Origin of the sequence: Paenibacillus sp. W2I17 (assembly GCF_030815985.1) — a bacterium.
Taxonomy (GTDB): domain Bacteria; phylum Bacillota; class Bacilli; order Paenibacillales; family Paenibacillaceae; genus Paenibacillus.
On record NZ_JAUSXM010000001.1, the window covers coordinates 3,449,443 to 3,469,252 of the forward strand.

At 46.0% G+C, this 19,810-nt stretch carries 22 protein-coding genes; 8 read left to right on the forward strand and 14 right to left on the reverse strand.

Translation table 11 applies throughout. From position 1 onward, the window contains the following. Positions 1-120 precede the first annotated feature (120 nt). From QF041_RS15315 to QF041_RS15335, 5 genes are all read right to left on the reverse strand, one after another. A complete protein-coding gene (locus QF041_RS15315; RefSeq protein ID WP_127547327.1) occupies positions 121-1,185 on the reverse strand; it encodes a response regulator transcription factor in 1,065 nt (354 codons plus the stop codon). Then, the gene (locus QF041_RS15320; RefSeq protein ID WP_307414789.1) at positions 1,182-2,957 is read right to left on the reverse strand and encodes a cache domain-containing sensor histidine kinase; all 1,776 of its coding nucleotides are present in this window, start codon (positions 2,955-2,957) and stop codon (positions 1,182-1,184) included. Before QF041_RS15320 ends, QF041_RS15315 begins: the two co-directional genes overlap by 4 nt. 227 nt (positions 2,958-3,184) lie before the next feature. Next, positions 3,185-4,075 carry a hypothetical protein gene (locus QF041_RS15325; RefSeq protein ID WP_307414790.1) on the reverse strand — a complete coding sequence of 297 codons (891 nt, stop codon included), beginning with the start codon at positions 4,073-4,075 and terminating at the stop codon, positions 3,185-3,187. Between the two features lie 266 nt (positions 4,076-4,341). Then, on the reverse strand, positions 4,342-5,073 hold the full coding sequence (locus tag QF041_RS15330) for a nuclease-related domain-containing protein (RefSeq protein ID WP_307414791.1): 732 nt from the start codon (positions 5,071-5,073) through the stop codon (positions 4,342-4,344). 277 nt (positions 5,074-5,350) lie between these two features. Next, entirely contained in the window at positions 5,351-6,244 is an 894-nt protein-coding gene (locus QF041_RS15335) for an NAD(P)-dependent oxidoreductase (RefSeq protein ID WP_307414792.1), read from the reverse strand. A 196-nt stretch (positions 6,245-6,440) separates the two neighbouring features. Between QF041_RS15335 and QF041_RS15340 the strand changes: the two genes are divergently transcribed. Genes QF041_RS15340 through QF041_RS15350 form a run of 3 tightly spaced genes read left to right on the forward strand, consistent with a single transcriptional unit; the run spans position 6,441 to position 10,196 of the window. Continuing rightward, complete coding sequence (locus QF041_RS15340) at positions 6,441-7,562, forward strand: GerAB/ArcD/ProY family transporter (RefSeq protein WP_307414793.1); 1,122 nt, start codon at positions 6,441-6,443, stop codon at positions 7,560-7,562. Beyond that, positions 7,534-9,036, forward strand: coding sequence for a spore germination protein (locus QF041_RS15345; RefSeq protein WP_307414794.1), 1,503 nt, complete (start codon positions 7,534-7,536; stop codon positions 9,034-9,036). The genes QF041_RS15340 and QF041_RS15345 overlap by 29 nt, the downstream gene beginning before the upstream one ends. After that, positions 9,033-10,196 (forward strand): Ger(x)C family spore germination protein, encoded by a 1,164-nt coding sequence (locus tag QF041_RS15350; RefSeq protein ID WP_307414795.1) that lies wholly within the window; start codon positions 9,033-9,035, stop codon positions 10,194-10,196. The genes QF041_RS15345 and QF041_RS15350 overlap by 4 nt, the downstream gene beginning before the upstream one ends. Before the next feature lie 83 nt (positions 10,197-10,279). Here QF041_RS15350 and QF041_RS15355 read toward each other — a convergent pair whose 3' ends face one another. The 4 genes from QF041_RS15355 to QF041_RS15370 form a co-directional block, all read right to left on the reverse strand. After that, positions 10,280-10,783: a hypothetical protein gene (locus tag QF041_RS15355; RefSeq protein ID WP_307414796.1), complete on the reverse strand. Its 504-nt coding sequence runs from the start codon at positions 10,781-10,783 to the stop codon at positions 10,280-10,282. Between the two features lie 3 nt (positions 10,784-10,786). Next, positions 10,787-11,266, reverse strand: coding sequence for a hypothetical protein (locus QF041_RS15360; RefSeq protein ID WP_307414797.1), 480 nt, complete (start codon positions 11,264-11,266; stop codon positions 10,787-10,789). 149 nt (positions 11,267-11,415) lie between these two features. Next, positions 11,416-11,766, reverse strand: coding sequence for a hypothetical protein (locus tag QF041_RS15365; protein WP_307414798.1), 351 nt, complete (start codon positions 11,764-11,766; stop codon positions 11,416-11,418). Between the two features lie 72 nt (positions 11,767-11,838). Continuing rightward, entirely contained in the window at positions 11,839-12,201 is a 363-nt protein-coding gene (locus QF041_RS15370; protein WP_307414799.1) for a hypothetical protein, read from the reverse strand. 199 nt (positions 12,202-12,400) lie between these two features. On the opposite strand from QF041_RS15370, the gene QF041_RS15375 reads away from it, so the two are divergent. Beyond that, a complete protein-coding gene (locus QF041_RS15375; RefSeq protein ID WP_307414800.1) occupies positions 12,401-12,937 on the forward strand; it encodes a hypothetical protein in 537 nt (178 codons plus the stop codon). A 102-nt stretch (positions 12,938-13,039) separates the two neighbouring features. Here QF041_RS15375 and QF041_RS15380 read toward each other — a convergent pair whose 3' ends face one another. Both QF041_RS15380 and QF041_RS15385 read right to left on the reverse strand, forming a co-directional pair. After that, complete coding sequence (locus QF041_RS15380) at positions 13,040-13,321, reverse strand: hypothetical protein (protein WP_307414801.1); 282 nt, start codon at positions 13,319-13,321, stop codon at positions 13,040-13,042. Between the two features lie 228 nt (positions 13,322-13,549). Beyond that, on the reverse strand, positions 13,550-14,848 hold the full coding sequence (locus QF041_RS15385) for a galactokinase (RefSeq protein ID WP_307414802.1): 1,299 nt from the start codon (positions 14,846-14,848) through the stop codon (positions 13,550-13,552). 276 nt (positions 14,849-15,124) lie between these two features. Here QF041_RS15385 and QF041_RS15390 point away from each other — a divergent pair, with 276 nt between their 5' ends. The 4 genes from QF041_RS15390 (at position 15,125) to QF041_RS15405 (ending at position 18,111) form a co-directional block, all read left to right on the forward strand. Next, positions 15,125-16,363 (forward strand): MFS transporter, encoded by a 1,239-nt coding sequence (locus tag QF041_RS15390; RefSeq protein ID WP_307414803.1) that lies wholly within the window; start codon positions 15,125-15,127, stop codon positions 16,361-16,363. Positions 16,364-16,440: 77 nt separating this feature from the next. Continuing rightward, the gene (locus tag QF041_RS15395) at positions 16,441-17,367 is read left to right on the forward strand and encodes a DUF2268 domain-containing putative Zn-dependent protease (protein ID WP_307414804.1); all 927 of its coding nucleotides are present in this window, start codon (positions 16,441-16,443) and stop codon (positions 17,365-17,367) included. After that, entirely contained in the window at positions 17,342-17,797 is a 456-nt protein-coding gene (locus tag QF041_RS15400) for a MerR family transcriptional regulator (RefSeq protein WP_307414805.1), read from the forward strand. Before QF041_RS15395 ends, QF041_RS15400 begins: the two co-directional genes overlap by 26 nt. After that, positions 17,719-18,111, forward strand: a complete 393-nt coding sequence (locus QF041_RS15405) for a TipAS antibiotic-recognition domain-containing protein (RefSeq protein WP_307416981.1) — start codon at positions 17,719-17,721, stop codon at positions 18,109-18,111. The genes QF041_RS15400 and QF041_RS15405 overlap by 79 nt, the downstream gene beginning before the upstream one ends. Before the next feature lie 280 nt (positions 18,112-18,391). Here QF041_RS15405 and QF041_RS15410 read toward each other — a convergent pair whose 3' ends face one another. The 3 genes from QF041_RS15410 to QF041_RS15420 all read right to left on the reverse strand — a co-directional run bounded on the left by QF041_RS15410 (position 18,392) and on the right by QF041_RS15420 (position 19,751). Next, positions 18,392-18,718, reverse strand: coding sequence for a nucleoside triphosphate pyrophosphohydrolase (locus QF041_RS15410; protein ID WP_307414806.1), 327 nt, complete (start codon positions 18,716-18,718; stop codon positions 18,392-18,394). Between the two features lie 99 nt (positions 18,719-18,817). Then, positions 18,818-18,997, reverse strand: coding sequence for a hypothetical protein (locus QF041_RS15415; RefSeq protein WP_307414807.1), 180 nt, complete (start codon positions 18,995-18,997; stop codon positions 18,818-18,820). 238 nt (positions 18,998-19,235) lie between these two features. Next, complete coding sequence (locus tag QF041_RS15420) at positions 19,236-19,751, reverse strand: HEPN domain-containing protein (protein WP_307414809.1); 516 nt, start codon at positions 19,749-19,751, stop codon at positions 19,236-19,238. Positions 19,752-19,810: the final 59 nt, after the last annotated feature.

Below are 19,810 nucleotides of genomic sequence, written 5' to 3' on the forward strand. Positions count from 1 at the left end.
TAAAAATGTAAGCGTAAACATTTGTTATTTAACGATCCTTTTATAATTTTCTACGCAAAAATAACCCCACATGGTGGGGTTGACCCTACAGTAGTTCAAGGGGGATTGCTACCGGGCATTTCACTTGGCTACTTGCTTGCGATATTCGCGGGGCGATACCCCCGTCATCTGTTTGAATACGGTTGTAAAATAACTGGAGTTATCGAACCCGGTCAGTTCCGCGATATCTGCCATGCTCTGCCGAGTGCTGTGCAGCAGCAGCTTCGCCTTATCAATTCGGCGCTTGCTGACATATTGGCTGAAGCCTTGTCCTGTTTCTTTTTTGAACAAATGGCTCAAGTAGTTGGGTGTCACATGAACATGGGCAGCCACGGCCTGCAACGTGCATGTGCTGGAATAGTTCATTTCAATATACTGTATAACTCGTGTAACGACATGATCCTGCTGTTCCTGAGTTAGCCGCATCAGCATATCCACCCACTCTTCGCTCTTACATCTGGCCCAAGCGATGACTTCAGGTATGGTATGAATCCAGAGTAGTGGATCTGGGGCAGTTGAGTCCATACCACTGGATTCCTGAGGCTGAAGCTGTTGTACCAGTAAGTCCGTCATGACCTTCATAAGCATATGAATCTCCGCTTTGCCTTGTGACAAGCTCATCCCGGACGCTTCTTCTAGCAACATCTCGATCCGATTCATTATCGATCCGAATTGATGGTGGAGCAGCAACAAAGTCAGTTCCTCTCGCAGTCTCTCGGTACGGTCCACCTGGCTGTATTGTTCCCTGATCCGAATGTCGGACTGTTTTCGGCGATATCGTTCATGTGCCTTTTGTAACACCTGACATGCTTCATCGAGCGAGAACGGCTTTAACAAAAATTCAATTGCTCCATATCGGATGGCACGCTGTGCATATTCGAACTCACGATAACCTGTCAAAATGATAATCATAATGTCCAGTCCACTCTCGTGTATGCGTTCAGCCAAATCTAGACCATCCATCACAGGCATGTTGATGTCCGTAATGATCAGATCAGGTGTGCAGCTGTGTACAGCCTGTATTGCTTCTTCTCCATCGGCCGCTTCCCCAACGACCTCCCAACCGAGGGGGTTATTGCGAACCAGATGAATCAGACCCTGACGAAATAATGCTTCATCATCCACTACGAGCATACGTCCATTCAACAGAACCTACTCCTCTCAGTCACCTGAATTTCCCGGCATAAGTCCTCACCGATCTGATAAGGCAAACGAAGACGTACTAGCGTACCCTCTCCCACAGTCGACTCGATCTGTACACCGTAGGGTTCACCGTGAATCAACTCAATTCTTCGAAGTACACTCCGCATGCCAATGTGCTGACGTTCCTCATCTGCATGTGCCACTGGCGTCATAATGCGTTCAATGACCGATGCGTGCATGCCGCAGCCGTTATCTGAAATTTCAATGATGAGCAGATTCGGCTCTCCTTCATGCCCGGTATGCCGCGAGCCACGAATTTCCAGATGGCGGTTGTTCCTTTTGTCCGAGAAGGCATGAACAAAAACATTCTCCACGATGGGCTGAAGCAACAGTCGGATCACCTGACAGCGAAACAATTCAGCAGGAACGGCAATTTCAATCGACAAGGCTTCCTGATACCGGGCCTGCTGAATCTGCAGGTAGTGATCTATTTGCTTCATCTCATCCTGCACGGTCGTCAGTTGCTGCGCGGGTTCCAGCGTATACTGCAGCATCTCGGACAAGGCAGTGACCAGGCGAGCCGATTTTTCATCACCAAGCATATAGAACTTCCAGAAAAACATGCTCAGCGTGTTATACAGAAAATGGGGATTCAGCTGGGCCTGAATAGCTTTGAGTTCAGCTTCTTTTTCACTGAGTTCGCGCTCGTACACTTCATGTATAAGCGTATCAATCCGGGAAGCCATTGCATTGAATCGTTCACCGATGAAACCGAGCTCATCCCGTGTCTCGATCCGTACCCGTGTATCGAACTGTCCATCACGCACTCTTTTCATCGCGTTGACTAGACTCGCAAGTGGACGCAACAGTCTGCCGCTAATTACGGTAATGATGAACCAGGAGCATAATATGCTGGCTACCGCAGAGAACACAGCAACTTTTACAATGATCTTTCCCTTGTTCTGAATCTGAGCGAGTGAGACCTTGCTGACCAGGGTGAAGCCCGCTTTGTCTGACGTTTGCTTCGTATACAATTGGGTTGTTCCCTGCTCGTCCCTGATCTCAGTCGCCCCTAGGCTTAGCTCGGTCAGTGGTGGTGGATCTGCATCCTGATTATGAAAGGCATATAGAAGCTCACCATCTGCGTCAAACAAGTAGACAGCAACTTCCTCGTTCAGTCGCAGATCTTTGAGATACGATTCGAACAACGAGGTGTTAAACAGAATTAGCATGACGCCATAGGTCTCCAGATCAACAGACCGCATTAATCGTCCCGCCAGAATCCAATTGGATTGTTCCTCCTGCAAGAAGGCATCCGGCCCCAATCGATTCCAACCATATTCGCCGCCCGTTCCTTCCAGTCTATGAACCATCTCTGCCAGATAGGAAGGATCCATCTGTTGAAATGAGCCAGCAAAGGCGCCGAGATTAAATATGTTATCCTTCAGGTCATATATGCGGAGCCCCATGATCTCCGGTGCATCCAGCCTTACCTGATACAACTGATCATCCAGTTCATCTTCTAGCTTCATCTGATCATAGGACGAGATGCCAGAGGTCTGTGCTTTGATGGCATTTTTTACGGAGGGATTCAGTGTGATATAATCGGTGACTTTATACATGTCGTGTACCCTGGAATCCAGACGTGCAAGAATCTGTTCTGCGGTAAGACTATACTGGCGACTGACCTCTTCATTGAACAGGTCGATATGGATGCGATAGGTGATCAACCCTGTGATTCCGGAGATTAAGACCGTGGCGGTAGATAAAAACAAGATTAGCTTCGTTTTAAATTTAAAGCGTTTACAAAAGTTCATCCACCACATCTTTCACACACCTCACCTATATTCCGTACATGTCTTACTCCTAAAAACATATCATACACCTATTGGAAAAAACCAGAAAAACCCTGACCCCGCTTCAAGCGGTAGTCAGAGTTTGAAGGCATGTGATCCAGACATGTTACCGGGATGTTCCAGATTAACTCTGGATCACGGCATTTTTATTCCCCGTAAATCTCTTTGACCCGTTCTTCTTCATTGGTAGACAAGAGAACATTAAGCAACCCCATGGCATTATTGGCATCGGTTCTCGTCGTCTTGTACATCTCGGCAAACGCCGCTTCATCCTGCTCCGGGTCCATTGCAGCAAGCTTGCCCCACGACGTGCGGGCTTTGTCGTATAGCGTACTCAACGTAATGTCACGCGGATGCTGTGCAACAGGTGCCATGGATTCAAATTTCGCTGTGACCCTGAAGAAATCCATCGAATCCTGGAACGATGTACTGCTATAATCCTTATTTTTCATCGCATCTTCGGTAATCAGCAGGCCTTCACGGGCGATAAACAGTGTTTTCACCATGGCACGTTCCAGATTGGTAGCTTCTTCCCAAGTTATATAAGATTCATCAGGTGCTTGTACGGTTGTGAAAAATGGAAAGGCATCATCAATTAACCGCTGCGAATCCGAATGAATTGGAACCTCTGCATTCATGTCCACAACGGCATCGCTGTAGTTGGCGACATTAATATTTTTGGAACCCGCCTCACTGACCCGACGCACTGGATGATCTGTAAGCGGGATACGGATATAACCGAGCTTATCCGCATACTGCTGCTTCAACTCTTCCAGTGTGGAGTCCTTTCCAATCTTGCTGTCGTCGGCTGTAGAAGATTCTTTTGCGGCTGAATCTGTCTCCTCACTCCCATTCGAACCGGTTGCTGCGGTTTCTGTTACGGCAGCATTCGAGCTGCTTGTTTCTGATGAAGCAACTTCTGTACCGGAAGAAGACTCCGGCGATGACGTCTCTTTCGCTCCACCACCACAAGCTGTCAGAATCGCTGCCAAACCAAGCATAACTGTGAACGTCTTTATCGTGTAATTCCATTTCATCGTATAATCTTCCCCTTATCGTATGTATATTCCTGAGAACCATTAACCTCTGCTCCAAGACTTGAACACCTGCTTACAAAAATATCCTTTCATATAACATGCTTGATTCACACGATTGGACATGATCTACATTCTATCATAAGTTAAAAACCGGTTGTATACGACGATATACCTGTGTCTAAAGCCTTTTACTAGGCGCGCATTAACTACCACCGCAACGCAAAAACACTGCCGCCCGTATGGACAACAGTGTTTGTGAAGCGTAATTATTTGATCCCTTTAGCCTTCTCCATATGCTCTGACCTAATCTGAGGATCCGTGGAATTAACCGATGATAACAGAGCGTAGATCGCCTGAATATCTTTCTCTTGAAATACGGTTTCGGGAACCTCACTCTCAAGTCGTTCCGTCTTCCGCTGAATCGTTTCCACCAACTCATGATCGTAGATGATCAGTTCATCCGAATTCACATACCTCACAGCAGGATCAACACTGATGCGGCAACGGTTGGTGAAGGTCACCATGGAGACAAGACGTACTCTTTTGTAGTCTCCGAGGTGTGCATGAATGGCTTCCACATGTGCACGATGCTGCATAAGTGGATTGTACATTTTGACCCGGCTGCTGCTGACCGACCAATTGGCCTCTCTTCTTCCGCCGCGAATCTCACCTGTCGTCAGATTTCGAGTTTCGATTACAAAGATTGCCCGAGGACCGATTACGACATGATCAATCTGCGAATAACCGGAGCGTGACTTCGGATTGGTAACGAGCAGGTCGTTCAGCACTTTATATTCACTTGGGAGACCAATCAGCTGATCTGCTGTACTAGGCTCCTCCGGCTGGCGTGTCCAATCCCCTTCCGCTTTTTTCTTGCGCTTACTACGGACCATACGCGGGGGAATGGTTGTCGTTGATGGTAACGCTGAAGCGGAGGCTGTAATCTGGTTCGCAAGCTCTGGTTGTGTCTTGAACAGAGACAGGATTTTCTTGAACATGGGCAAGCTCCGTTCTATTATAGTGTGGGTTACGGGTGACCATTACAGGAGGAATAACATCCTTTGACACATTTATTATGTAAACTTCTATTACTTATGTCGGATAAAGCGGGGTAAAAATAAAGGGAAAACGATCAAAATCTCTCCAATACGCAAAGTACATATGAACATTTAACCAATTCCGTGACTTTAGACGCATAAACAAACCGCAAAATTGAAAAAAACAGCGCAACCCTTTCCTGAATAGAAAAAGAATACGCTGCTGTTCTCTTGGATGTTAAGCCTGAAGATAATAGGTGTAGAGCACCTGTGTACCCTTCTCTTCCAGACCATTATTTGCTATTTCCTGATACAGAGATTCGGCCAGAGCCAGCCCAGGCGTTTTCATGCCCATCGCTTTTGCAGACTCCAGTGCAATTCCCATGTCTTTGATAAAATGTTTCACATAGAATCCAGGCTCATAATCGCCTGCGATCATGCGCGGACCGAGATTGCTGAGTGACCAGCTTCCGGCTGCACCGGTAGCTATGCTCTTCAGCACGGTCTCCGCGTCCAGACCAGACGTCTTGGCATAGGCAAGTGCTTCGCATACGCCCATCATGCCAGAGGCAATGGCAATCTGGTTGCACATTTTGGTATGCTGCCCGGCTCCCGCCTTGCCTTGCAGCACAATGTTGGTGCCCATCTGCTCAAACAGCGGACGCACAGCTTCAAAGGCCTCCGAACTACCACCAACCATAATGGACAGCTTCGCGTTCTGCGCTCCGATATCACCGCCCGACACAGGTGCGTCCAGTGCATGCAGTCCTTTGGCTTCCGCAGCTTCAAAGATTCGTGCAGCCAGTAACGGACTGGATGTTGTCATATCAATCAGATATGAACCCGCTTTGGCATTGGCTACGAGACCATCCTCACCGAGATAAATCTCCTCTACATCTTTCGGATACCCCACCATCGTTATGATGACATCACACGCAGCAGCCAGTTTGCCTGGTGTGTCATGCCATACGGCACCTTCTTTCACCAACGCTTCCGCTTTGGCAGCAGTTCGCGTGTATACATGCAGCGGATATCCCGCTTGCTGGATGTGCCCAGCCATGCTTTTACCCATCACGCCTGTACCAATAAAGCCAACTTTTGTCTCTCCAGGTGCCTTCGTTGTATTTGTCATCGCAGGTTTCCTCCCTATTTCTCTATACTTCGCTCAGTGCTTGTCTTCGGACATTGCTATATCTGTATGTTAAAGCTTTCTGTCTGGCTCGTCCATCTCGTTTGCCGCTTTCTGTGAAAAAATCTGAAAAAGGAATCAACTTCCTGTATGCTGTACAACCTAACGGAAACTTCCTTCATTGGAAAGGAGGATTCGCATGAGTCGTGAAAAAGGTCAAATAACCATTTGGTTGTCCTTTTCCATCATTTTATTAAGTGCCGGACTGGTCTGCCATGTCTTGTCCATTCCAGGAATCCTCGAAGCAGCAGGCAGGGATGGATGGTTGTCTGTCGTGGCGGCTGGCCCTTTTTTCATGTTGTTTCTATGTATGATGTATATCATCATTCGGCGAGTACGTGGACAGCGATTAACAGATTGGATTACGCGAGAATTCGGGGCGGTCCCTTCCTGGATCTTCCGGATTTCCGCTTCCATTCTGCTGTTCACGCTTGGCACGCATACGCTGTATGAGACAACCAACTGGACCGTATCCACGTATCTTCAATTCACACCTCCCTATGTTCTGGCCGGTGGCGGAGCATTGGTTGCCGCTTGGGCAGCGGCTAAAGGCATACGCTCCATCGCGATGACTTCCAGTCTACTGCTACCCTTTGTCATTTTGCTTGGTTATTTTGTAATGTCCGCCAATATGAAATATAAAGACTACAGTCTACTGTTCCCGATTATGGAGAACGGCATGAGTCCCGTGTGGCGGGGCATGATCTACTCTCTTGCAGGGCTTATGGAAATCTGGATTCTTATGTTGTTCCAACATGAAGTCAGAGGCAAAATTCGTTGGTGGCATGTTCTGATCCTCGGCGTGTTTATGCTCAGTATGGCGATCGGTCCCACGATCGGAGCCATCGTGGAGTTTGGTCCAGAAGAAGCAGCCAAACAACGGAACAGTCCCTATGAACAATGGAAACTTGTGAATATCGGCAAGCTGCTGCAACACGTTGATTTTCTGTCCATCTATCAGTGGCTTAGTGGTTCCTTCGCAAGGATCGCTATATCCATGTATCTCATCGTGGATCTGTTGAATTTCCGCAGACCGAAGAAACGATATATCGCGATTCTCACCATCACCGTCATCATGAGCTTCATGGCGATGCAATGGTGGCGCATTGATTACGTCGACTATTACGTGGATCATATTCAGTTCCCGGTCATGCTGGCCTATGTCTCAATCGTTACCGTGATATTAACCATTGCTGCATTAATCCACAAAAAGGACAAGGAGGCTCCCGAACATGCCGATCTCAGCCCAGCTCAAGAATAATCGTGAAGTTGAACCGTTCAGAATGAACGAGCATAACCTGAATACCTTTTTTGCCGGATCTGATGATGTCATCATCAATAGTCATATGATCGGAGAACCTCCGATGCAACTCCTTATGACCTATTGTAGCGGTATGGTAGATAGTGAAGCGATCTACGATATTATTCTCCCGGAACTCAAACGAACATATGAAAATACACACTCTATCCGTACATCCGACATTGAAAAGTGCATCAGCCTGGATTGGACCCGAATGGATCTGCAAGATCCGGCATTTGGAACTGAACTGATGTCTCTCCGTGTTTTTGAAGGTCATATGTTAGTCTGTATACCATCCCTGCAAACCATGTGGAGTATTGATATATCTAACATCCCTACTCGGACACCGGAGGAATCGACCACCGAAGTTTCGATCCGCGGGGCAAGAGATGGGTTCATTGAACCACTTGCCGTTAATGTTGCCTTGATACGCACCCGTCTTCGTACGAACCAACTTGCCTGTAATATCGAACTGATCGGTACACGTTCTGCAACCAAGGTGGCATTGATGTATATCAAGAATATCGCCAATACAGAGCTGATCGAAGACGTCCAGGATCGATTGCGTAAGATTGAGATCGAACGAATCTTAACCGCCAATGAACTGGAAGAATTGCTGTCGCCTTCGAAGATTACTTTGTTTCCCGTCACCCATTATACGGGCAGGCCTGACTTTGCTGCAGAATGTCTCCTGAACGGACGTTTTGTCCTCATTGTCGACGGCAATCCCAGCGCTATTATTGGGCCAGTCAATCTGTTTCTTTTGCTCAAATCACCGGAGGATGCCAGCTTTCCCTTCTTGGCTGTGAACGTAGGACGGATGCTGCGCTTTCTTGGCCTGATGATCACCGTGTTCCTGCCCGGATTCTATATTGCGCTGACATCCTTTCATATGGATCAGATCCCCTTTCCTCTAGTCGCGACGATCTCGGTTGGACGCATGGGACTTCCGATGGAATCGGGAATGGAGATGTTTCTCATTATGCTGCTGATGGAGCTGTTCCGTGAGGCAGGGGTACGTTTGCCAAGTGCCATCGGCCAGACATTAACTGTCGTTGGAGGTCTGATTATCGGAGATTCCGCCATTCGAGCCGGCATGGTCTCTCCCCTCATGATTGTCATCATCGCAGTTACCGTTGTAGCTGGAGCAACCATTGTGAATCAGGTCATGACCAGTTCTGTGCTGATCCTGAGGTTCCTTTGTTTTGTCTTGGGGGCATCCCTCGGCATCTATGGGTTCATCCTGTCGTTGATTCTGTTCCTCATCTACCTGACCGATCTCAAATCATTTGGCATTCCGTATCTCACGCCGTTAACACCGCTTCATTTCAAACAAGCGATAGCTTCATTATTCAAACTGCCAAAGGGGTTAGGCAAACGAAGACCCGTCTATCTTGAGACTCAAGAACCGCGTAAGAAAGGAAACGGACGATGAAACACTTGTTACAGCGATGTCTACTGGGTCTGTTAAGCCTATCGATGTGCGTGATGACAAGCGGATGCTGGAGTGCCTTTGAGATTCAACAGGTAGACTACGCCAAAGCCTTTGGGATTGATTATAAGGACGGCATGTATCACCTGTATGTACAAACGCTGGATTTTGCCAGTGTCGCCAAAAGTGAAAGTTCGACCAAAAGTGCAGATACACCGCCTGTATGGGTCGGACATGCCGAAGGGAAAACCATGAGTCTGGCGCTGAACGAACTGTTCCGTACGGCTCAATTACACATGGCTTGGGGGCATGTGACAGCCATCGTAATGGCCGAAGGTGTGCTCACCAGCAAACATATCAAAGAAGTGTTCGACATGCTGGGACGGTTTCCAGAATCCCGTTATACTACCTGGGTGTACGGAACACGAGAGCCTCTGGAGAAAATTCTAAGTGCGACGTCCATCTATAATATGACGCCCTTGGATAGCATTCTTCACAATCCGCTCCCCACGTACATGGAAGAATCGTTGTATCCGCCTGTGCTCAGCTTTAAGCTCATTGCAACACATAATGATCCCGCTACAACGACGTATCTGCCGAGTATTGCATTGAATGATACCCAGTGGGTTGAGAACGAGAAGAAACATGATTTGTTTCTGGTGGAAGGAGCCTTTTTCGAGAAGACTGGCTATGACTTTGAATACTTTCCACGCAGTCAGCTTCCCGGTTATCACTGGTTAATCAAAGACATGCGGCGTGCTCCCTTGCTTGTGCAGAAGGATGGAACGATCTATGGGGCACTCAGTGTAGGATTACCAAAGATCAAAATTAAACCTGTCATTCAGGGTGAAGACGTTACGTTCAACATTGACGCCCAATACCTAACTGCCCTGTACGAATACCTGGTGCCTACCTCGTATGAAGAGATGATCCAGATTAGTGAAGTGAAGTTGCGGGAGCAGATCATGCAGACCTATCGTCACGGCCTTGAGCGTGGTGTGGATATTTATGGTCTTCAGGAGAAGCTGTATCGCAAAAATCCAAAGCTCTGGCGTAAGTTATCAAACAATGGCAGCAAGATGATGCTTACAGAAGACTCGATTCAGGATCTGAAAATCCACCTCACCATCCCGTATACAGGGAAATATAAACGGAAAGTATAGCAAAAACGCGAAATATCCCTTGTCTGTCTGGAGCCGGATAAGGGATATTTATGTAGATGGATGTCGTTCGTTTGCAGATTGGATCATGCGGATCTATGACTGCGAAGTTTCCATTCCATCAGCCAGCCTGTCAGTATTGAGAAATTCAAGCCGAACAGCAGGATCGGCACGTTGTAAAATAGTGTGTTCGTGTATTGGTTCAGCCAACCAAAACGGTATACTGCCGAATTTGGATCATTCGTAAATCCATTGAGTTGCATGCGTAAGTCATCGATGATACGTAACTCCAGAAAGACTGACGACACACACAGTAGGAGAGCAATCAAGGGTACACAGACATGCACCTTTCCTTCCCAGCGCTGACGCTGATCATATAACCACCATTTGGACAAAGTTGTCGTCCAGATACATAGAATGAGAAAGGTCAGAAGAGATGGAAATAACACCAGAAGTCCCAGGTTACCGTTACCAGACACACCTCTACCGGGCTCATGCTGGAAGGTTAATCCACGTACAGCTCCGATCATAAGTACGTTCCAGATGAGGAAGATGAAGTATGGCTTGTTGATTCTTTTTAAACGACTCATATGTTACCTCCTAGCCTCACTATCGAGAGATGAGTAGATGACGTGACCTTCGTCGTTCAACCCTTTTATGTCCCATATCATCTCGTGAATCGGCTGCTGGATTACCGCATACCACAACCTGCCGTTGGATTGATCGGAAGATGATTCCACGATTTCCGCTCCCAACCGTGAAGATACCAGGTTTGGTTCGTAGCGAATATGCACCTGGGTAATGTCAGCATCGTGAAGATACCCGTATATAATATAGATCATTTTGCCTTTAGACTCCTCGTATCCTGATATATGAGATGTAAGCGGCTCGGCCGGATTATCCTGCAGACCACCACCTATTTTAGCCAGTTCAGTGAACCACATCTTTTGCTGGATCAAAGCAGGAGTCAGGTTATTCGTAGTGAGATCTTGATATAAAACCAATTGTGTTCGCGGTTCAAAAGTTGTAATTAGCTTTACCTGTTCGGCATTAATACCATTCTTGCTGAGCACTGAATCGAGGTCCTGCGGACCACAAGAGCGTATCAAAAACAAAGTTGCAGCGAGCAATACAAAAACAACACGTACGCTACCTGTTTACGGTTGCGTGTCTTGAGCATTGATTAACGTCTCCTTAAAATTGAATCTCTATAAACAATTAATTATCGTAGAAATGGTATGTCAGATAGTGCTGCCCCGAAGTAATCTACCAGCATCCATGCAGCAATCCATAACAATGGCAACTGCATGATCCAGTAAGGAAAGATGTATCTTTTCTCATGATAAGAAACCCATCCCGAAACCAAAGCCGCAATAACGCAGAGTGGGTATGACATCAGTATATCGCCCTCCAAACGACTTGCCACCTGATACTCAGAAGGAGTGGGTGCAGCAAGCGACATTCCCATGGCAAATGCGATCAACGGCCAGATCAGTAATGTTAGACCATATATTAAGGTGAAAATCATGATGTACAAAAAACTTCTTTCTTTACTTCTTATATCTTTGCTCAACAATCGAAATCTCTCCCATGCGTTCATTTCATTTAAAAAGACGACCAACGGCCGCCTACTCTCAACTAACTTTCACTTCTTATAATAATCCATCACCCGCAACCGAGTAGTCAGGATTAAGGTCTGGGGAATGAGCACAAAGACAATATACATAAGTACAATTAACCATAGATGTGCGGCAAAATGTTCTGCACCGAACGATGGTTTCGGACGTTCAATCCAATACCACCAACACGGGATTGCAATAAACCATGTCAATCCCGTCGAGACGAACAAGTCTTTCACATCACTCCATAGAAAGCAGAACACCGCGACGAACAAAATAGGACCTGTCCAAGAATCCAATATTGGTCCCCAGCTCTGGAAGACAAAAATAATGGCAGGATATAGAAGATTGATGGTCCAGCGCCATATGTTATTAGTATAAAGATTCATAAAGCTTCTCACCTCATTACATAACGTTGCAATTGTAACTTCACTTATTGGGGGCATTTGCTACATTACTATCACTTTGATTATCCGTAGCCAAAAGTATGTACGTTCCATTTTTATGGGAAAGAAATGAAAAGATGAAGCATGATATTGGATATTATTGCTCATACTACCTTCAGGAAATTATTGAAGGAGTGACAGCATGAGATTAAAAAGTATCATCGCCGTTGGAGCCGTGTTAACTTGCTCAACTCTGTTATGGGGCTGTGGCAATGGCACTGCGAATAATACTTCCCAGCAACAGAATGACACCGTTCGATCGGAGAGTTGGAGCGATCCCAAACGACTGGAAGCTTCCCATCTTGAGGCGCTTGAACGTATGGAGAAAGACCATATTCACCGAATGGTCTCGCTTAGCGCAAGTACAGATGGAGACAAAGTGATGACCACACTTGAACGGTCGAGCCAAAAGTTGGAGGAAATGCGACCGCTCGCCGAAATGCTCCAACATGAAGGACATCCAGCATTATTACAGCGAATCCAAGACATGTCGGGTGATATCCAAGGTTCCAAATCCGTCATTGCTGAGATGAAAAATTTGCCTCAGGACGGTAAAATTAAGATTCAGTCCGAGAATTCCGATTCCTTGCATCACATCAGCAGCTTCCGCGATTACCACCAGTATATCCAGGGACAAGTGCAATCTTTAGACAGTAAGTCTACGCAAATGTCCCACTAACCCTAAAAATAGCTCAGAGAATCGTTACAGTCGGAATACGATAATCCGATGGTTAACGGTTCTTATTTATTAACTTCATATTGTTATCCCTCTACTACAGCTTCATTCCACCCACAACGATACCCAGATGAACATGCTAAATAACAAGACTGGTGCAAGTGCGCCTGTGGCTAATATGATCCAAAGTGTCGCGGGCTTGATCTTTTGGCAGTATGCATCGACTTTGCGCATCCGGTCTTTGCGCCACTTGGCGAATCTGAGCTGTTTGATCATCCGATTGAGAACTATTTTCCGCTGCTCGCCCTCTTCCACATCTTCGATCTCACGCCGCAACTCTTCGTATAATTGAGCCTCTTCCTGCCCAGCCACTGTAGGTGTAATCATCTGATCCTTCCTCCCATGAGAACATTATTGAGATACAGCCTCTCACCTATTTGAACCATCATTAATACGCCTGTATTCTAGTCACTACCTACCTAACTAAACCACTACTTAAATAACACATTACAGACCTTCAAAGTTTGAAGTTTTAAAAAAAATGAACAACCCAAAAAGCCCGGACATAGCCCGGACTTCGTAGAATCATGCTAGAACTATTTAACTGAGTGCTATTTAGCTCGCGTTAGCGATCAATGCATTCAAGCATACCGCACCCTGTGCACGCACATTAACAACAATAATCGGTGTGTCCAACATGTTGTGCATCCATGACATATACTCTTCTACTTTTTCGTTCGGAAGGATCGTCAGAATAACCCCTGCGAATCCACCACCATGAATCCGACAAGCGCCATCACCCAGATTTTGCAGATAATTCTCGGTCAATGCCAGCGCAATACCAATCTCCTGTTCCTTCACAGCACCACTCTGATATACATTCTGCAACCACTTCCATGACGAGTTACCGGACGCCTTGATCAGTTTCAAGAAATCAGCAAAACGTCCATCACGCAATGCCTGAACCTGACCATCGACACGCTTGTTTTCTTCCAGGAAATGAAGTGCACGCAGCACGGCACGATCCCCAGCTGCTTCACGAACCTTCTTGAGGTTGGCGTAGATTGCGTCAGCTGTAATTTCCCGAACATACTCACTGCCCAATGCCTGAGCAACCGCTCTCATCTCATATGGCACAGCAGCGTAATCTTCTGTCAGATCGGCGTGGTTACCGCCCGTATTCACAATGACCAATGAGTAGCCGTTTTGTCGGAAATCCCACTGAACAGGCTCGATGACTGGCTGTGCAGGATTTTCAAAATCAATAGCAATGAGTCCGCCGTACGCACAAGCCATCTGATCCAGCAGACCGGAAGGTTTGTTCCAATAGTGGTTCTCCGCATACTGACCAATTTTGGCCAAGGTTACAACATCCAGTGCTCCATCGTTATAGAAATGATTCAAAATCGTACAGATCAGCATCTCAAATGACGCCGAGGAACTCACGCCTGATGCCGAGAACACGTTACTTGAGAGATACGCCTCGAAACCGCCTACCTTATATCCGAATTCTCCAAATCCCGCAGCCATACCACGAATCAATGCAGTTGTGCCATCGTCTTCCGTATTTGGCGTGAGGTCCGTGAGATCGATTACATATTTCTTGTCATAACCTTCTGAATAAAACGTAATAACCGACTCCGCAGTTGGTGCTGCCACTGCAATCGTATCCAGCGTAATGCTGCCCGCCAGCACTTTACCATGGTTATGATCCGTGTGGTTGCCGCCAATCTCGCTGCGTCCTGCTGCGCTGAACAACTTGCTTCCTTCTTGCGCGCCAAAGTACTCTTCAAACGTTGCGTTCAGCTTTGTGTAACGTGCAGTCTGTTCCACTACTTGTGATTGTCCATACATTTGAGCAAGCAACGCTTGGCCCTCCGTGGATTGGATCAGATTCAATGGTTGTGTCGTCATTAATAATCCTCCTATGGATATGCAGCTGTTATTTTTAGACTGTTGGTGAACATGGTTGTTGGGTCTGTTTCACGCCTTATTCCTCTCCCATTATCTCAGCTTCGTAGCTGAAAAGGTAGGGTAGAATTGAAAGTTTGTAAGCGTTTTGTGAAGTTATTTATTGTAAAAATAGGATTGAAAACCATTTTACAATAACTTAAATTTGGTTTAGGTGAAAACACATTATTTTCCAACCTCAAATTTGCTATGCTTAACATCTTATTGGTGGAGGGAACGATGAAAATCAATTCGAACTATACCAAGTTATTCGGTGCATTTTCGCTTACATTTTTGGGTGATGGACTTACGCTTGCTGCAGTTCCTTGGCTCCTATCAAAACTAACGAGCGATACGCTCTATGCCTCTGTCACCATGACGGCACTTCGTTTGCCCTGGCTGCTATTCAGTCTGCCCGTGGGTGTTCTCATCGACCGATACTCACGCAAACATATGCTGGTTGGCGCAGGTTTTACGCGAATGATACTACTGCTTGCTCTGACGTTATGTATCTGGGGAGGATGGGTGAGTATTCCGCTTCTGGCTCTGTTCATGTTTGGAATTGGCCTGAGCCGAGTCGTATTCGACAGCACGGTGCAGACGGTCATCCCTCAACTGGTAGATGAAAGTAAGTTGGAAAAAGCCAATGGGCAATTCACCGCGGGACAGTTAATCACAAGTGATATTCTGGGCGTTGCTCTGGGAGGGTTTATCATCACCTTGCATATTGTTTTCCCTTTTGCCATAGACGCCGTAACGGCTGTTATTGCTCTGCTTTTTTTAATCAGTTTGAAGGGAAACTTCTATCCAGGGGATACGGAAACATCCAAGAAGGAAGTTCGCCCAATGAAGAATTGGAAACGTGAGATGTGGTCCGGTATTCAATACGTCTATCATGATCGTTTTCTCCGCGGATTAGCCATTCTATCTGTCACCATTACGCTGATGTATTCGATCATCCTGGCTACTCAGATCTTCTTTGTACGAGATGTGCTTCAATTGGATGCTTTTGCATTTGGTATTCTCATCTCCATTGCAACAATGGGCAGCATTGTGGGGAGCCAGGCTGTTGCTTATATGCGTAAGAGATGGAGTACAAAACAATTGATTATCTCCTCCATTTTGTGCATGGGAATCATCTACGGTGTGGTGGGTCTTACTACAAATGCATATATGGTAGGCGGCCTGTATTTCTGTGCTGCATTTTTCATCATTGTCTACAATGTTACCCGTTCGTCTATCCTGCAACGTTCCGTTCCTAATGAGATGCTTGGCAGGGTGGGAAGCGTGTTTCGCTTTCTATCCTTTGGCATCAGTGCCATTGGTACGCTTCTCGGCGGATTATTGGTGCGAGTTAGTGAAACGACTTTTGATCGTGTATTCTCGCTGCAACTCCCTTATCTCTTGTTAAGCCTGATCTATATCCTGTCTGGTCTGATATTCGCACTGAAGATGAAGAATCACTCAGAGAGCCAGTAGCGTAACATCAACGCTTGACTGTTACGTTAGGTCATACTTGATAATGATCTCAAGCTTACATGAAGGAGAGATTAAGGATGAAGATTACCGCGTTACGTTCAGATAAAATCTATGAGGAGATCATCCAGGCTGCACCCGATGAGAAATTGGAGTTATACCGCGAGCGAATGATGAGTCCATTCATGAACAAATGGAACATTCAACAGATCCCGTTTCGCTCTCAAGAGCCTCACGGCTTCGACGTGATCATGATGAATAACTTTATGAATATCGCTCCAGCAGATATCACACCTGAGATTAACGAATCGTTAGCAGCGATTTCGTCTGAAGCATTATGGCAACAGTGTCATGAAGCTGTTCGTACAAGTCTATCCACCTTTACAGATCACGGGATTGAGCTATCGGTCTCCGAATATCTATATACGATTTTGTTAGGCGACAAGAATAGCCCTTCACTCATGATGAACGAAGGTATCAGCGGAGATGGTGGAATACCGGGTTATATTATTGCGAACCTGATCCCCAATAGGTATACTCTACCTCGTATGCAATCCGTGTTAGCCCATGAATGCAATCATAATGTGAGATATCAATATATCCAGTGGAATCCACAGATTACGCTTGGCGAGATGGTGGTTAGCGAGGGGTTGGCCGAGAGTTTTGCGACATCCCTGTATGGAGAAGAGTTGCTAGGCCCCTGGGTAGCCAAAACGGATATGGAGACATTGAATACCGTAATCAAGCCAAAAATGAAAGACCAGCTGCATGTCACCGGTTTTGACCAAATTAATCCGTATCTATACGGCGATGAACTTGCCATCATGCAAAACTTCACGCCCGTAGGTATGCCCTATGCGGCTGGCTATGCCTGCGGTTATCATTTAATACAATATTATCTGAACAAAACAGGTACACCGATTACCCAAGCAACCATCACTCCGGCAAGTGTCATCCTTGCTGAAACAAAGGACTTTTGGAATGAAGACACCCTATTTCACCGTTAAAGATATCATTCAGATTACAGGCATCACCAAACGCGCATTACATTATTACGATAAAACAGATCTATTAAAACCGAGCAGAGTCGAGGACAATGGCTATCGGTATTACGATCGAGAGGCACTGGGGAATCTGCAAATGATTCTCTTGTTCAAAAGAAATGAATTTCTCATTAAAGACATTGCAGCCATGATGCAACTCTCCAAAGAAGAACAAAAAGATATCCTAAGAGAGCACCGCAGCACACTCGTTCAACGCAAACAAAAGCTCGAAACCATCATCGACCAGTTGGACGAGTATGTGATGGGACGGATATCTCTCATCTTCATCTGTTTGACGACTCTTCCATTCTGTCCATTCAAGAACAATATGAATCCGAGGCGAAGTTTGTATATGGAGATACCAAGAAATATCAGGAATTCGAAGCCAATGTGAACCAACTGTCTGCGGAAGAGCAAGAAAAAGCCTACCAGCAGTTCTCGGTTAACATGGAGCAGGTATTTCGGGAGTTGGCGAAACATCAGAATCTGTCTCCTGCCTCTGGTGAGGTGCAATCGTTGGTGGTTGAATGGAAGAATTGCTTGGAACAGTTTATGGTCTGTGATGCTGAGATTTTGAGTTGTATCGCGGAAGCCTATACGACGGATCGCCGCTATGCGGGTTATTTTGATCAGTTTGGCGATGAGAATTTTTTGAGGTTTTTGTATGAAGCGATTATGGTTTTTATAGAATCGGCATCGAACAGATAAGCTTTCGAGTGAAAAGAAGTCCCCCATACTTCGCCACAGCCGTGTCTCAATTCGTGGATCAACCTCACAGAGCGCCCGTAGTCCTTCCGGCTGTGTTATGTACAGATAATCTCCTGTGAGCATCCGTACTTCTGCCCCACGCTCCGCCGCCCGCTTTAGGTGCGGGGCCAGCAGTCTCACCCCGGACTGCATAATAAAGGACGTCATAATATAAATCCCGGATGCATGCTGCATCCGGGCAATCAGTTCGTCTGCCAAGTTATCTGTAATGAGTTTTACGTTAAGCTTCGTCGACATCGATCAGATACACCCGTTCCTGAAATCCACCGCGCGCCTCGGCTTTGTCTGCCCGTAGCTTATCCAGCTGCGCAGCATTCGCACCGTGCACCTCCGCCAGCGCCCGAATCACTTCAAGCATGTCAGCCAGTTCTTCCAATGCTTCCTGATCGCTTACTGCATTTAAGTACTCATCCGATTCTTCTTGCAGCTTCGTTCTTAACTCTTGCTTATACTCCTCCGGGTCCAGAATGCGTGTGCGGCATTCCTTACCACTGGATGTGATGATATGTGGAATCTTGTCCCGCACCAATTTGTTGTATGTAGGCATGTGGTATAACATCCTTTCTGCTCTTGAAGTCTCCCAGCCTCGATCCAGAATCTCCCTTGTTGCCATTATACAAGTTGCTATGTGGAGGGATGGGTTGAGTTAATAGAAAATAATTAACAAACAGACCAACGGGCACGACGTCAACAATGCCGCTGTAAAACTGATCTGTGCCGCGACTCGTCCTCCGGTAAACTCTTGCCGTGAAAAGAACATCCAGATCGAGAGGTACGCAGCGAATAGCGGGAATGTAATCATCTCTCTAAACGTACTCGGTTCCATATACCCATTCATCATACTTTTACCAATTAGGATTAAAGTGACCAATTCCAATATAGATAATATAAAAAACGCGATAGCAAGCACTCTTTTCAAAATGTACACCTACTTTCCAGATGCAAAGCAAAGAGCTTCCTTTGTTTTCTCTGCATCATATATCCTTTATTTGGATGATGTCATCTTGTAAGCGTAACATAGATAAATCAAACATTTAACCCAAATGATCAATTAAAAAAACATCTTACTCTGATGAATCATCCTCCAATTGAGTGGCTAACTCGTCCAATATCTCTTCCGTTCGTTGAATAAGCTTTTCGAAGTTGTTCGGTTCTAGTGGCTGGTCATATGGGTAATCCGCTTGGGATGACATATGTTGCATCGTGCCGATGAACAAGGCAATATCCAATCCAGTTTCAGTGTCCGTATGCACTAAAGGTAAGATTTCGTTCATGGTGATTTCCTTGGGTGGATGCATTGAATGATACTTATGGATATAAAGCGCTTTAATCATGGAGGCTAGAGCCCAATCACATAGAATTAGACAGGCTTTAAACTGATTGTGATTACACATGATGACGGCAAGTTTCAAATGATACTTAGCATGTTGGTGATAGTCCATTATTGTAGTACGTAGCATATGGTAAGCAGGAATGTGTTTGGACCTAGGTTGTGTGGAGATATCATGGTCTTGCAAACGTGGGGTAAAATCTACTTGGTGATTACAATGTGCTTCGGTTATGGACCAATTTCTTGCCATTGTCATCCCTCCAAAGAGTTAATACCAGTATTATACAATAAATACATACTCAAAGATAT